This is a genomic window from Flavobacterium sp. AG291 (assembly GCF_003350375.1).
Classification (GTDB): Bacteria; Bacteroidota; Bacteroidia; order Flavobacteriales; family Flavobacteriaceae; genus Flavobacterium; species Flavobacterium suzhouense.
In genome coordinates, this window is record NZ_QQAR01000001.1 from 1 (window position 1) to 14,578 (window position 14,578).

A 14,578-nucleotide genomic window follows, 5' to 3' on the forward strand; every position below is an offset into this window, starting at 1 on the left:
AAATATGGGCATAAAAACCCAGACCGCAGCATAGTTTACTTTTGCTTCCTTCTCATTCATAAATTTAAGATTTATCTAAAAACAAATCTAAAGGACCGTAGCGTAGCGAAGTGGAGAAATATTTTACAGAAGACTGGTATTATGGTTGTTTTTTACAACTAAAACTTGTAGCTTTTTTATAAAGTCAGGTTTAATAGGTAGAAATCGATCAATTTCAAACTTAAAGCTTTTAATTTTATCTCCATCATAATACCTAACCTTGTAGATATGTAAAATGAATTCTTTCTCAATAGAGATTACATCAGTAATCAATATCTTTTTTCCTTTTACGACCAAATCGTTTTTATCGATATAAACTACCTCGCGTTTTGTGAAATAAGCTATGCATGCAAAAATGAGCGGTATAATAAATATAAAAGGAGGGAAGTTTTTTGTAAATGATAAATAAATCATCACAAATACGATTGCTACACAAAAAGCGGTATATAGTTTACGATATACAGGCCCGAATTTACCAGATATTCTTTTCATTGTTTTTAATTTTTTAGATTGCTTCCTTCCTAGCAATGACTGTAGCATCCGACCTCGGGCATCCGACTTACTCCAGCCATCCCAAAACCTCAATCTTATCTGATGTCGACATCCCTCCCGGATTACATCCCGGTTTACCTTCAGGGATTTCTTTGCCGATGGCTTTATAGTAGTCCATCCATGCTGGGAAAAACTCATTAGTGCCGGGTTGTTTGTAGGTCATAGGAAAAAGCTGAAAGAACGGTTTTCCGCCATTTGCAAACATAAAAGCGTCGTATATCAGTTCTGAGCAATAATAGCTTCCGTTATCGTAAACATACTCATCGTCATAAGGCACGCCAAGCTGTTTAAGGGAAAAGTCAATTGCCTGTGGGATGAGTTTTGTATACTGTTTTTTCATTCGGCCAATGAGCATTGGCTTTTTAGTATTTTTAGAGAATTTCTCAAGGGTAGAAAGGCGCACGGCATTGCCGGCAGCTTCTATAATATAAATGGTATCATTGCGGTGGTATACCATTCCTATATGGCTAAAGTCTTTGCCTTTGTAGCCTTCGGTTACTGCTTCGATAGCGTCACATAACGGACCGCAGTCCATATCCTGAAAGAGCAGGTCACCATCTTTAAGCGTGGTTTTTTGCTGTGCAAAAAGCGATGTAAAGCTTAAAAGAAAAAGAAGGGTAAACTGTCTCATATTGGCGAAAGTTATTTATGCAGAAACTCCGTCTTCAAAATCCTGGGGAGATATGGCATTGGCAACGTCAAATTCACCAATTTTGGTACGTCGTAATATGGTAAGGTGTGCACCCGAATTCAGTGCTTTACCAAAATCATTTGCCAGTGAACGTATGTAAGTTCCCTTGCTGCATACCACCCTGAAATCTACTTCGGGCAGGGCAATTCGGGTAATCTCAAATTCGTATATGGTAGTCTTGCGGAAAGCGATTTCTACTTCTTCGCCGGCACGGGCGTGTTCATAAAGGCGTTTTCCGTCTTTTTTAATGGCTGAGAATACTGGTGGCTGCTGGTCAATTTCACCAAGGAACTGTTTTACAGTTTCGTGTATCAGTTCTTCGGTAATATGTTCGGTAGGGAAAGTAGCGTTTACTTCAGTCTCAAGGTCGAACGAAGGGGTCGTGCTGCCCAGCATAATAGTGCCGGTATATTCTTTAGGCATACCCTGCAGTTCCATAATACGCTTGGTAAACTTACCCGTACATATTATAAGGAGTCCTGTGGCAAGCGGATCTAGTGTTCCGGCATGGCCTACTTTTAATTTCTTCAGGCCTAAGTGTTTCTTTAGTGCCCATTTTACTTTATTTACAGCCTGAAATGAACTCCAGGTCAATGGCTTGTCAATCAGCACAACTTTTCCTTCCAGGAAATCTTCGGGTGTAGCCACAACAGTATTATTTATAGATTGTAAAATATGCCAGTAGCGCAGCTCCGGCAATTATCCTGTACCAACCCCAAGGCTGGAATCCGTATTTTTTGATGATGCCTATAAAACCTTTAATGGCAATTATGGCAACAATAAAGGCAATTATATTGCCTACAAGGAACATTTTAAGATTCTCGCTGTTTTGTGTAAGCAGCTCATAACCTTTAAGTCCTGTCTGGTGATAGGTTTTAACGAATACCGAATATACCGTTACTGCAGCCATGGTAGGCACAGCAAGGAAAAACGAGAATTCGGCAGCGGTTTCGCGGGTAAGTTTTTGCTGCATACCGCCAATGATAGAGGCTGCTGCACGGCTGGTACCCGGCATCATGGCAAGGCATTGCCAAAAACCTATGGTAACCGCTTTTTTTATTGTGATGTCTTCTTCTTTTACTATTTCAGGATTTTTGAAGAAGTTATCAATAAACAATAGTACAATTCCGCCCAGGATAAGCACAATAGCAATAGGAATTGGATCGCCTAATGCGGCGTCTATCATATCGTCAAAAATATAGCCCAGTGCCAGTGCAGGTACTACGGCACAGGCCAGCTTTACATAAAAACCAAGGCGGCTAAAGTCGAAGAATTTTTTCCAGTATAATGCCACTACGGCCAGTATGGCGCCAAACTGTATGGATACCTGAAACAGTTTTACAAAGTCGTCTTCCTGAATGCCATAATAAGAGCTGGCAAAAATCATGTGGGCGGTAGACGATATAGGTAAATATTCGGTTAAGCCTTCAATAATGGCAAGGATGATGCTCTGGATAAAATCCATTCTGTATTAGTTCTATTGTTTAAAATTCTTGATTGATGCGTCTTCAGGAAAAGTTTCTCCTGTAGTGGTTTTTTCTGCCTTCGCAGGATTTTTAAGGATGGCATAGATAGTAATACCAAAGCCGATAAGTACCACTGTTGGTGCAAGCCTGATCCTTCTGAAGTTAAAGATATCCTCGCTGAATACTTTAGGGTCGTTGCTTCCGCCACCACTCATAAGTATAAAGCCTATGGCAATAACAGCAATGCCTATAAGTAGTATTTTGTAGTTTACCTTTTCAAAAAGGAATTCTGATTTTATTTCGTTGTTCGATTTCATCATTTTTTTGTTTAAGGTTTAAGGTTTAAAGTTGCTCACTCATAGCCTTATAATACGTTGTCTTTCGTCTGTTATCTAATATCTATTCTCTCAATACTAGCATCTCACTACTAATAAAGATCATCCGTTCTAAGGTTCAGGAATCGCTGGGTAGCAAAGAACGTGCTTATCATACTGATAATGATACCGAAGCCCAGTACTCCTGAAAGCACAATGGCTGTAGGGATCCAGTCTTCCCAAATGTTAAGCACAGGGAAAAGTTCGTCAAACCAGTGTACAAGATACAATAGTACGGCGATGCTGAATAATGCGCCGATAATTCCAAGTTTTATACCTCTCCATATAAATGGCTTGCGGATGAACGATTTGGTAGCACCTACCATCTGCATGGTTTTAATGGTAAAACGGTGGTTGTAAATAGACAGCCTTAGCGCGCTGTTAATAAGCAGCATGGCAACCACTGCAAGAATTCCGCTGATAACCAGTATCCAAAAGCTTATGTTCTTGATGTTTTCGTTGGCCATGTCTACAAGGGTGTTGTCATAGCTTACATCGCCTACATAAGGGTTAGAGCGCAGTTCTACTTCAACGGCTTTTATTTTTTTAGGCTGTACATATTCGCCTTTAAGGTGCACATCGTATGAATCCAGTAACGGATTGCTGTCCAGCAGCGTTTCATAATCGCCTACAATGTCGGGATTGTTTTTTGCTGCATCTTCTTTGGATACATATTTGCTGTCTTTTATGTATTTTGAATTCGTTAGCTGTACTCCAAAAGCTTCTTTAATGCTGTCGGTAGCTTCTCTCTTAAAATAAATCGTCATAGGTATGTTTTCCTTCACGTGCGAAGAGATCTTTTCTGTGTTTATTACAAACAACCCAAGGGTTCCCAGTAGCGTAAGCACAATGAAAATACACAGTACAACAGAAAAATAAGAAGAGATTAGGCGTCTTTTCTGGAACTTTTCAAAAGATGTGGACATAGGTTAGATTTTAGCCGTAAAAATAAAGAAACTATTTTGTTTATAGACAGAACTTATGATGACTTTTTCATTTATACATAAAAGTAAGCACAACTTCTTAGTTTATAACGGGCAAAGTTTTGACTTTCGTACAATAAGCGTAAATTTGTGCTCTTCTGAGTGGCAAAGTTACAAAGTGGCAGAGATGCAAAGTTTTTAAAACAGACATAAGCCTAAGTTACTAAGGCCCTAAGCAACTAAGAACCTTTTTAAGAAAAATGAGATACAATCCGAACGAAATTGAAGCCAGATGGCAAAAATACTGGGCTGAGAACGGTACATTCCGTGCCGAGGACGTAAGTGATAAACCTAAATATTATGTGCTGGATATGTTTCCGTACCCATCTGGGGCGGGGCTTCACGTAGGTCACCCGCTGGGTTACATAGCATCTGATATTTATGCACGCTACAAACGCCACACGGGTTTTAACGTACTGCACCCGCAGGGATACGATAGCTTTGGCCTTCCGGCAGAGCAGTATGCTATCCAGACCGGGCAGCACCCTGCCATCACTACTGAAGCCAACATTTCGCGTTACCGCGGACAGCTGGACAGGATAGGCTTTTCGTTTGACTGGGATCGTGAGGTGCGAACATCTAACCCGGAATATTATAAATGGACACAATGGATATTTATCCAGTTGTTCAACTCATGGTACAACTTAGATACTGATAAGGCGGAAGATATCGCTACGCTTATCGCTGCTTTTGAAGCTGATGGCAATGCTAAAGTACATGCGGTTAGCGACGATAATATTGCTGTTTTCAGTGCTGATGAGTGGAAAGGTTATGATGCAAAAAAACAATCGGAGATATTGTTGCAATACAGGCTTACCTACCTTGCTGAGACCGAAGTAAACTGGTGTCCGGCATTAGGAACGGTATTGGCTAACGATGAGATTATAAACGGAGTTTCTGAAAGAGGAGGACATCCGGTTATCCGTAAAAAAATGACGCAGTGGAGCATGCGTATTTCTGCATATGCAGAAAGGCTGCTTCAGGGTCTTGAAGGTATCGACTGGACAGAATCGCTTAAAGAGAGCCAGCGTAACTGGATAGGGAAATCGGTAGGTGCATCGGTGACGTTTAAAGTGCTTACGCCGGGTGAGGCTGAAGATGCTCATAAAGCAACTAAAGGACTTGGTGTAAGAAAGTTTATTGAGGATATGCTTAGTGAAGTTGGCGACGATGATAATCGCCACACTATCGAGGTATTTACTACACGTCCTGATACTATTTTCGGAGTTACATTTATGACGCTTGCTCCTGAACATGAGCTGGTAGCTAAAATTACAACTCCTGAGCAAAAAGCAGCTGTTGATGCCTATGTTGAAGCTACTGCTAAACGTAGCGAGCGTGAGCGTATGGCTGATGTAAAAACCATTTCGGGAGTATTTACAGGAGCTTATGCAGAACATCCGTTTACTAAAGAGCCAATTCCGGTATGGATAGGTGACTATGTGCTTGCCGGTTATGGTACAGGAGCCGTTATGGCGGTACCTGCGGGCGATCAGCGTGATTATGATTTTGCAAAACATTTCGATATTGAGATAAAAGATATTTTTGACGGAGCTGATATTTCTGAAGAGGCTTACGGATCTAAAGACAACGTAAAGCTTAAGAATTCAGATTTCCTGAATGGTTTCGATTATAAAAAAGCGACGAAGAAAGTTATTGAGTCGCTTGAGGATTTAGGGCAGGGACGTGGCAAGACCAACTACCGCCTTCGCGATGCGGTTTTCAGCCGTCAGCGTTATTGGGGTGAGCCATTCCCGGTGTATTATTTAAATGGTATGCCGCAAATGATCGGTACCGAGCATTTGCCGGTGCGCCTTCCTGATGTAGAGAAATACCTTCCTACTGAAGACGGGCAGCCACCATTAGGTAATGCTAAAGAATGGGGATGGGATACAGCTGCTAACAAAGTAGTGGCTACCGACCTAATTGATAATGTAACCGTGTTCCCACTTGAACTTAACACCATGCCGGGTTGGGCAGGTAGCTCATGGTATTGGTTGCGTTATATGGATCCGCATAACGATGCGGCATTCATTGATCCTAAAGCAGAGGCCTACTGGCAGAATGTAGATTTATATATTGGTGGTAGCGAGCACGCTACAGGCCACTTGTTATATAGTCGTTTCTGGAATAAATTCCTTAAAGACAGGGGGTATATTAATCAGGAAGAGCCATTCAAAAAATTGATCAACCAGGGGATGATTCTTGGTATGAGTGCGTTTGCTATCCGTATCAACTTTGAGGGTGAATTGAACAAGATCGTTCCGCCGATATTCATTTCTTCAAAAAGATACTATGCTGAAAGGGAAGAAGCACACGCCGCTTACCGTGGTCAGGTAGATGAGATAATCTCTAAATATACCAATGACGAAGAACTTAAGGCTGCGAAAAAGATATTTACCAATGTTCACGTAGACGTGTCGTTTGTTAATGCATCAGACGAGATGGATATTGAGGCATTTAAAAACTGGAGGCCTGAGTATAATAATGCTATCTTCTTAACCGAGGAAAATGGTAAATATACTGTAAGCCGTGAAGTAGAGAAAATGTCGAAATCTAAATACAATGTAGTTACACCGGATGATATCTGCGACCAGTATGGTGCCGATACACTTCGTTTATACGAAATGTTCCTTGGGCCATTAGAGCAGGCTAAACCTTGGAATACTGCCGGTATTACGGGAGTATCAGGTTTCCTGAAAAAACTATGGAAATTGTATTTTGACGATAACGGACTTATAGTTAACACTAACCCGGGTAGCAAAGAGGCATACAAAACGCTTCATAAGACCATTAAGAAAGTACAGGAAGATATCGAGAACTTCTCATTTAATACTTCGGTAAGTTCATTTATGATTGCGGTTAATGAGCTTACGGCCATGAACTGCCACGAGCGTACGATTCTTGAGCCGCTTGCCATCCTTATATCGCCATATGCGCCGCATATTGCCGAGGAACTTTGGAACAGGTTAGGACATCAGGGTAGTATTGCCCATGTACCATTCCCTAAATTCAATCCTGAATACCTGATAGAAAGCAGTAAAGAATATCCGGTATCTTTTAATGGTAAGACCCGCTTTATGATCGAGCTGCCTATGGATATGAGTGCTGCAGATATTGAAAAAGCTATCCTTGCCGATGAGCGTACAGCACAGCAGCTAAACGGCGGTGCTCCTAAAAAGGTAATCGTAGTACCGGGCAGGATCATTAATATTGTGATGTAGATTTAAAGTGGCAAAGCGACAGAGTAACAAAGTCGCAAAGTCGAGTTGCTTATATGGATATAGAACCGCAGTTTAGGCTGCGGTTTTTTTGTCCTCACCCCTGGCCCCTCTCCACACGAGCGTAGCGAACAGGGGAAGCAAAGGAGAGTGGCTAGAGGTGAGGTATGGTTAAGGTTTATCATAATTCATAATTTATTGTTATTCCTTGTCCCAATTTTACAATTAAGGTGAATTTTTTCCTGCTAAATTTGCGGAATAAAATAGTTCCGCAAGAGCCAAAACCCCTATATTTACAGGTGATTATGCAAAATTTTGGCATACTCTTTGGTTTTTCGAAAACAAATCAATTAAAATCAATCATAATGAAAAAATTAGTATTTGCTGCTATTGCTCTTTTGGGCATGCAACTATCGGTAAGCGCACAAGACACACCAACTCCGCCAACTCCACCTGAGCCTCCAAGACCTTATGCCCAAAGGTATGACGACGATAATCCGGGTAAAGGAATCTATGTTTCTTTTGGTGTTGCAGGAAACGATGGTTTTAAAATGAATTATAGGCTAAAAGCTCAGGGATTGCCGGAGCTTAACTCGACAGCCTTTGAGTCGACTGTAGGTTTTTATCTGATGTTTAAAAAACTGTCTTTCGATTTTGAATTCGTGGGTAGCTATTCTGATAAAAAGGATGCTGTAAACAGGGTGCGTAACTTTAATACAGGAGTTAACTTCCGCGGGCACTATAATATCCTTACCAGTGATAAATTCTTTGTTACAGGTGGTGCCGATCTTGGTTATTCCTTCAATAATTTTAATATCAATACACGCGACAGGGTTATCGACCTTAACGACCTGAACCCTGCCAACAATCCGGGGCACGTAAACCTTTACAACGACCAGTTTATACTGGGTCCATCGGCAGCGTTTGGTTTTTTACAGAACACTGATTACAAAATGAGGCTGAATGTAGGTTACAACTGGGCGGTTCTTACAGGTAAATGGAGATCGCAGTATGGTAATGTAGAAAATACTTTTAGAGAAAACGGGCAGGGGCATTTTTATGCTAAGCTTACGCTAATGCTCGATTAATTAGCTCATACTATAAGAAACCGGTTAATGCCGGTTTTTTTATTGTTCAATATCTAAGGGAAGTTTTATCTTTATGGCGAATAATAAGTATCTGAAAAAATGAAGAAGATCTTTTTGCTTGTTACAGTTGTATTGCTTGCGTCGTGTTCCGCCGATGATAATAACGTTGTGACTAAAAAGCTGTTATCGTCGTTTACCATAACCGAAAGCGGCAGTATATCAACTACCGAATTTGCTTACGACGCTAACCGTAATATAACGGGAATTACTAAAGATGGCATGACTGAATATTCATTTGCTTATAATAAAGGGAACATGATTATTATTTATGATGGTGCGCTGGATAATCCTGATACTAAGCAGCTGTATAATATACTTAACCAAAACAATCAGCCAACGGATTATATAGACAGCGATGGGAAATCGTGGTTTATTACCTATAACTCAACGACCAAAAAGTACACTTTTGAGGGGTCGGGTATTGAAGTATTGCTTAAAAGCAGGGATATCGCATCTGTAAACGATGCCGATGATGTAGTTTTGGCAACGATGGAATATGACGAAGAAAAGCTAGGCTGTTTATATAATGTGCCTACAAATAATGTTTATTTGTTACCATTGTTTACGGAGCTTTACGGTTATATTTCTGCACAGGCCGTAAAAAAGATAACCTTAAACGGAACGGAATATGCCGTAACTAATACGTATGACGAAGAAGGCTATGTTATTAAAATGGTATTAATGACCGAGGGTGGTGCAACCCGCACTATAGACTATAACTACGTAGAATTGTAGTTGCAAAAAAAAGGAGACTCTTTATGTGAGTACTGCCAAAATTTCAGAGTTAAGCCAATCCTGTAAAGATTGGCTTTCTTTTTGATGTATAGTTAGAAACCAAAATTAAAACATAATGATTGGATATTATATAGTAATAGGATTGATTGCTATTGTAAGCTTTGCCGTTAGTGCAAGGCTCAAGAGCAAGTTTGAGCATTATTCTAAAGTAAATTTACGCAATGGCATGAGCGGGGCAGAGATTGCCGAAAAGATGCTTAGCGACAACGGAATTTATGATGTAAGGGTTATCTCTACTCCGGGTAGGCTAACCGACCACTATAATCCTGCCGATAAGACCGTGAACCTTAGCGAAGCGGTATACAATCAGCGTAATGCTGCTGCGGCTGCCGTTGCTGCCCACGAGGTAGGCCATGCGGTACAGCACGCTACAGCTTACCAAATGCTTAAGTTGCGTTCTCAGTTGGTTCCGGTAGTGAGTTTTTCGTCAGGAATGGCGCCATGGATTATTATAATAGGGCTTGGCATGGGAGCCGCTGCACACATAGGTATAGGGTATTATGTGGCTGTTGCCGGACTTATATTAATGGCTGTAACAACACTGTTTACGCTTGTTACGCTTCCGGTGGAGTATGACGCGAGTAACCGTGCCCTTGCATGGCTTAAGAACAAGAATATGCTGGCTCCGAACGAATATGAAGGTGCGGAAGATTCACTGAAATGGGCAGCAAGAACTTATCTTGTAGCCGCTATAGGAGCAATTGCTACGCTATTGTATTTTGCCCTGCAGGTATTCGGCGGATCAAGGGAGCGTTAAAGCGTTGCCCTTTCTATATATAGAGCGAAAAATCCGCTTCGGCAATGCCGGGCGGATTTTTTTTTATTTGTCTGATTCAACTAACTACGGACGTAACACTGCTTACTGGCTGCTAAACACCTTTACCCAGTCTACATACATTGATGAGGTCTTGATTTCAGATTCGTCGAAATCGTCACCGAACATAGTGCCGCCCACGGCAAGGTTAAGTATAATATTTTGGCTTTTGCCAAAGAAATCAGGAATGTACTGCTGCCCGGTTTCGGATGTATTACGGGTTTCTACCACCTCGCCATCAAGCAGGAAGGTAAGGCTGTTCTTTGCCCAGATCACCTCATAAACATGAAAACCGCTGCTCAGGTCTTTAGGGGTTGTTATTTCTTCAGAGGTAAGGTCGTCATTGGTTTGTGGAGTATCGGGCTGGCTACCGTAGTAATAGTTAGTAGTGTAACCATGCTTGTCACCCGTGGCTTCAAGTATGTCAATTTCGCCATGGGTAGGCCATGGGTTGCCATAACTCCAAAAGGCGGGCCACATTCCGTAAGAGGCGGGTAGCTTTATGCGCGCACTAATACGTATTTTTTGTGATGTAGAGGTATGGGCAACCTCATAAATCGACTCAATTCTTCCTGATGTATAGTCAAAGTCAGACAACTCGCTATCTCCCGGCGTTGCAGGACCTGTTACATCTTCTTTTTTCGAGCGGATTTCGAGTATTCCGTTGGCGAGTATAAGGTTTTGTGACTTGTATAGCTGAAGCTCTTCGTTATAGGCGCCACCCTCCCAAACGTTCCATCCGTTTAATCCCGAATCGAAATTGTCTTCATAGATTTTTGAATAACCATCAGCTTCCAGAGCGGCTTCGTCAAGGTCAAAATCATTTTGCGTATTGTTTTTTACCGCATCTTCACTGCTGCTGCAACCCGTTAAGGCCAGAAGTAATACAGCTATTTTCAGGACATTTTTCATGAAGGAAATTTATAGGTATCGTGCTTTATCCAAATGTAAGCATTAATGTTTTACATACGGATAGCGGCACCATAGGTATTTTTCATTTCGGCCATTACAAACATACTGTGGGTACTGCCTATGCTTGTAACCGACCCAAGCTTGTTGAAAACAAAATCCTGATAATGCTTCATGTCTCTTACGGTTACCTTAAGCAGGAAATCATAATCGCCCGAGATGTTATAGCACTCAATAATCTCGTCTATCGCCAGTATGTCTTTTACAAATTCGTTGCCTATGTTGCGGTCGTGCTGTTTGAGCCTTATGTTGCAAAATACGGTAAAGCCCTGATTAAGCTTTTCGGCATCCAGTATGGCTATATATTTTTTTATGTAGCCATTTTTCTCAAGTCTTTTTACCCTTTCAAATACAGGCGATGGCGAGAGGTTCACCATTTTGGCAAGCTCTTTTGTGGTGTGATTTGAGTTTTCGTGCAGTATATTCAGTAGTTGTAAATCGATGGTGTCAATCCCTTCGGCAGAATAATTTTCTTTCATTAGGTTGTAATGATTGTTTTGATAGGTTTTTGTTTTGTTTTAAAGTCAAAACTAAGATAAATATTCTTATTTTTTTACGTTTGTCAGAACTAAAAACTTCAAAATTAAATTTGTCACAGAAAAATATCAAACTAAAAAATCAATTCTATGCTGACAAATACTTTGGGTTATCCGAGAATAGGAAACCAACGCGAACTTAAAAAAGCCTGTGAAAATTACTGGGCAGGGAAAATAACATTAAATGAACTTCAGGATGTTGCTAAAAGCATAAAGCTTACCAACTGGCAACTGCAAAAAGATGCAGGCATCGATCTTATTCCGTCAAATGATTTTTCGTTGTATGACCAGGTGCTCGACCTTACGCTGACTTTAGGCGCGATACCAACACGCTATGCCGGATTGACCAATGGAAATCTTACCGATCTTTATTTTGCAATGGCAAGAGGAAACCAAAAAGATGGTAACGATGTTACCGCTATGGAAATGACAAAATGGTTTGATACCAATTACCACTATATTGTACCTGAATTTTATAAAGAACAGCAGTTTTCGCTGATGTCTGATAAACCGGTTGATGAGTTTCGTGCGGCTAAAGAGCAGGGTGTTATTACCAAGCCGGTACTTATAGCTCCGGTTTCTTACCTGTTACTGGGTAAAGAAAAAGAGGAGGGATTTAACCGTATATCCCTTTTTGAGAGATTACTTCCTATATATATAGAACTTATAGGAAGACTTGTGGATGCAGGTGCCGAATGGATTCAGATGGATGAGCCTTTTCTGGCTCTGGGAACTGATGTAGAAGCTAAAGCATGTATTCTTAAAACGTATGAAGCTATTCGCGAGGCTTATCCGTCATTAAAAATTTTGTTGGCTACCTATTTCGAAGGGCTTGGCAAAAATGCTGCTTTTGCAGCAACGCTGCCGGTTTGTGCCCTGCATATCGATTTGGTACGCAATCCGGAACAGCTGGATAGCGTGCTGCCGGTTCTGCCTGAAAACATAAGCCTTTCACTTGGTGTTGTCGATGGACGTAACATTTGGAAAAATGATTATCAGGAATCGTTAAAACTTATCACAAAGGCAAAAGATAAGCTTGGCGCCAACCGTGTTATTGTTTCGCCATCGTGCTCGTTACTGCATTCTCCCTGCGACCTTACAGCTGAAACCAATGAAGAGGCACTAACTCCAGAAATTAAGCAATGGCTTGCTTTTGCCCGACAAAAACTGGATGAGGTTGTAGTTTTAAAGCAGCTTGCCAATAGCGAAAACATTACGTTTGCAGCTAATGCCCTTAAGGTTAATATAGCAACAATTGAAGCGAGAAAAACATCAACATTGATACACGATGCTGCCGTAAAGCATAGGGTTGCTGCCATTACCGATGCAGATGCTAATAGAAACAGTAGTTTTAATACCCGTAAGCAGTTTCAGGAAAAAAAGTTGAATCTTCCATTGTTCCCAACGACCACTATTGGTTCGTTTCCGCAAACTAAAGAGGTTCGTTCGTGGAGGGCACAGTTTAAGAATGGCGACATTACCCAAAAACAATACGATGCCTTATTGAAAAAGGAAACCGAAGAGACCATTCGCTTTCAGGAAGAAGCAGGTCTGGATGTTTTGGTACATGGAGAATTTGAACGAAACGATATGGTGGAGTACTTTGGTGAAAAGCTAAGTGGTTTTGCCTTTACTAAAAACGGATGGGTACAAAGCTATGGCAGCCGCTGCGTAAAACCACCGGTTATTTATGGCGATGTAAGCCGTCCTGAACCTATGACGGTATACTGGACAGAATATGCGCAGTCGCTTACGGATAAACCTGTAAAAGGAATGCTTACAGGGCCTGTAACCATATTGCAATGGTCGTTTGTTCGTAACGATCAGCCAAGGGATATTACCTGTACCCAAATAGCAATTGCCATTCGTGATGAGGTAACCGACCTTGAAAAAGCAGGAGTAAAGGTGATACAGATTGATGAGCCGGCTATCCGTGAAGGGCTTCCGCTTAAGAAAGAGGACTGGGCACAATATCTTGACTGGGCGATCAGGGCATTCAGGATATCGGCATCGGGTGTGGCAGATGCAACACAGATACATACCCACATGTGTTATTCGGAGTTTAATGATATTATAGAAGATATAGCTGCAATGGATGCCGATGTTATAACCATCGAATGTTCGCGTTCGCAAATGGAACTGCTTGATGCCTTTGCCGATTTTAATTACCCGAATGATATTGGTCCCGGAGTATATGACATCCATTCGCCAAGGGTGCCATCTGAGGAAGAAATGATCGTACTGCTTGAAAAAGCACAGGCGGTATTGCCGGCAAACCAGCTATGGGTAAACCCGGACTGCGGACTGAAAACCCGCCATTGGGATGAAACCAAAAAAGCACTGATAGCTATGGTAGGTGCAGCCAAAGCCCTGCGAGAAACAGTAGCGGTTTAGAAAGTGATATAATAGAAAAACCTCCGCTACAAAGGAGGTTTTCTTATTTGTTAAAAAGATTTTAAGCAGGAGTTAGCAACCTGAAACTATAATTGTATCTGTCTTTCGATCTGTTGTTCGAGTGAGATAAACGTCTCTGTGCGCGATACACCGTCAATAGGTTGTATTTTGGTGTTCAGCAGTTGCATAAGATGTTCGTTATCGCGGCATATCATTTTTATGAGTATCGACCAGTTTCCGGTAGTGTAATGACATTCCAGTACCTCAGGGATCTTACGGAGTTCTTTTACCGCTTCAGAGTTGTTGGCTGCTTTTTCAAGATATATACCCACAAAAGCCATAGTGCTGTAGCCCAATACCTTTGTGTTTACGATAAATTTTGAGCCCGATATTACACCGGAATGCTCCAGTTTGCGAAGTCTTTGATGAATGGCGGCTCCCGAGATACCTATTTTTCCGGCAATTTGCAATATGGGTTTGCGGGCATCTTCCATAAGGTACCGTAGGATTTCCTTATCAATGCCGTCTATTTCTATCTGTAGTGAGTTGATCTTCATGGTTTCAGATTGAAATCAAATATAATGATTTTGATTGAT

14 protein-coding genes are annotated in these 14,578 nt (G+C 41.3%); 5 read left to right on the top strand and 9 right to left on the bottom strand.

Going from position 1 to position 14,578, the window contains the following annotated elements; all coding sequences use genetic code 11:
* Nucleotides 1-123 precede the first annotated feature (123 nt).
* The 6 genes from DEU42_RS00005 to DEU42_RS00030 form a co-directional block, all read right to left on the bottom strand.
* Complete coding sequence (locus tag DEU42_RS00005; protein ID WP_147278025.1) at nt 124-531, bottom strand: hypothetical protein; 408 nt, start codon at nt 529-531, stop codon at nt 124-126.
* A 67-nt stretch (nt 532-598) separates the two neighbouring features.
* Nucleotides 599-1,222: a YiiX/YebB-like N1pC/P60 family cysteine hydrolase gene (locus DEU42_RS00010; protein WP_114756229.1), complete on the bottom strand. Its 624-nt coding sequence runs from the start codon at nt 1,220-1,222 to the stop codon at nt 599-601.
* Nucleotides 1,223-1,237: 15 nt separating this feature from the next.
* Nucleotides 1,238-1,930 (bottom strand): tRNA pseudouridine(55) synthase TruB, encoded by a 693-nt coding sequence (gene truB / locus DEU42_RS00015; RefSeq protein ID WP_114756230.1) that lies wholly within the window; start codon nt 1,928-1,930, stop codon nt 1,238-1,240.
* A 7-nt stretch (nt 1,931-1,937) separates the two neighbouring features.
* Nucleotides 1,938-2,747 (bottom strand): undecaprenyl-diphosphate phosphatase, encoded by an 810-nt coding sequence (locus DEU42_RS00020; RefSeq protein WP_114756231.1) that lies wholly within the window; start codon nt 2,745-2,747, stop codon nt 1,938-1,940.
* A 12-nt stretch (nt 2,748-2,759) separates the two neighbouring features.
* Complete coding sequence (locus tag DEU42_RS00025; protein ID WP_114756232.1) at nt 2,760-3,065, bottom strand: DUF3098 domain-containing protein; 306 nt, start codon at nt 3,063-3,065, stop codon at nt 2,760-2,762.
* A gap of 110 nt (nt 3,066-3,175) precedes the next feature.
* Nucleotides 3,176-4,048: a cell division protein FtsX gene (locus DEU42_RS00030; RefSeq protein ID WP_114756233.1), complete on the bottom strand. Its 873-nt coding sequence runs from the start codon at nt 4,046-4,048 to the stop codon at nt 3,176-3,178.
* Between the two features lie 257 nt (nt 4,049-4,305).
* On the opposite strand from DEU42_RS00030, the gene DEU42_RS00035 reads away from it, so the two are divergent.
* The 4 genes from DEU42_RS00035 (at nt 4,306) to DEU42_RS00050 (ending at nt 10,026) form a co-directional block, all read left to right on the top strand.
* Complete coding sequence (locus DEU42_RS00035) at nt 4,306-7,329, top strand: leucine--tRNA ligase (RefSeq protein WP_114756234.1); 3,024 nt, start codon at nt 4,306-4,308, stop codon at nt 7,327-7,329.
* Nucleotides 7,330-7,691: 362 nt separating this feature from the next.
* On the top strand, nt 7,692-8,414 hold the full coding sequence (locus DEU42_RS00040; protein WP_147278026.1) for a hypothetical protein: 723 nt from the start codon (nt 7,692-7,694) through the stop codon (nt 8,412-8,414).
* Between the two features lie 99 nt (nt 8,415-8,513).
* Nucleotides 8,514-9,209: a hypothetical protein gene (locus tag DEU42_RS00045; RefSeq protein ID WP_114756236.1), complete on the top strand. Its 696-nt coding sequence runs from the start codon at nt 8,514-8,516 to the stop codon at nt 9,207-9,209.
* Between the two features lie 115 nt (nt 9,210-9,324).
* A complete protein-coding gene (locus tag DEU42_RS00050; RefSeq protein ID WP_114756237.1) occupies nt 9,325-10,026 on the top strand; it encodes a zinc metallopeptidase in 702 nt (233 codons plus the stop codon).
* Nucleotides 10,027-10,128: 102 nt separating this feature from the next.
* Here DEU42_RS00050 and DEU42_RS00055 read toward each other — a convergent pair whose 3' ends face one another.
* Both DEU42_RS00055 and DEU42_RS00060 read right to left on the bottom strand, forming a co-directional pair.
* Nucleotides 10,129-10,995, bottom strand: a complete 867-nt coding sequence (locus DEU42_RS00055; protein WP_114756238.1) for a family 16 glycosylhydrolase — start codon at nt 10,993-10,995, stop codon at nt 10,129-10,131.
* A 50-nt stretch (nt 10,996-11,045) separates the two neighbouring features.
* Entirely contained in the window at nt 11,046-11,531 is a 486-nt protein-coding gene (locus tag DEU42_RS00060; RefSeq protein WP_114756239.1) for an Lrp/AsnC family transcriptional regulator, read from the bottom strand.
* Nucleotides 11,532-11,678: 147 nt separating this feature from the next.
* Between DEU42_RS00060 and metE the strand changes: the two genes are divergently transcribed.
* Nucleotides 11,679-13,982, top strand: coding sequence for a 5-methyltetrahydropteroyltriglutamate--homocysteine S-methyltransferase (metE, locus tag DEU42_RS00065; RefSeq protein WP_114756240.1), 2,304 nt, complete (start codon nt 11,679-11,681; stop codon nt 13,980-13,982).
* An 86-nt stretch (nt 13,983-14,068) separates the two neighbouring features.
* Here the strand turns inward: metE and DEU42_RS00070 are convergent, their stop codons facing one another.
* Nucleotides 14,069-14,539 (bottom strand): Lrp/AsnC family transcriptional regulator, encoded by a 471-nt coding sequence (locus tag DEU42_RS00070; protein ID WP_114756241.1) that lies wholly within the window; start codon nt 14,537-14,539, stop codon nt 14,069-14,071.
* Nucleotides 14,540-14,578 lie beyond the last annotated feature (39 nt).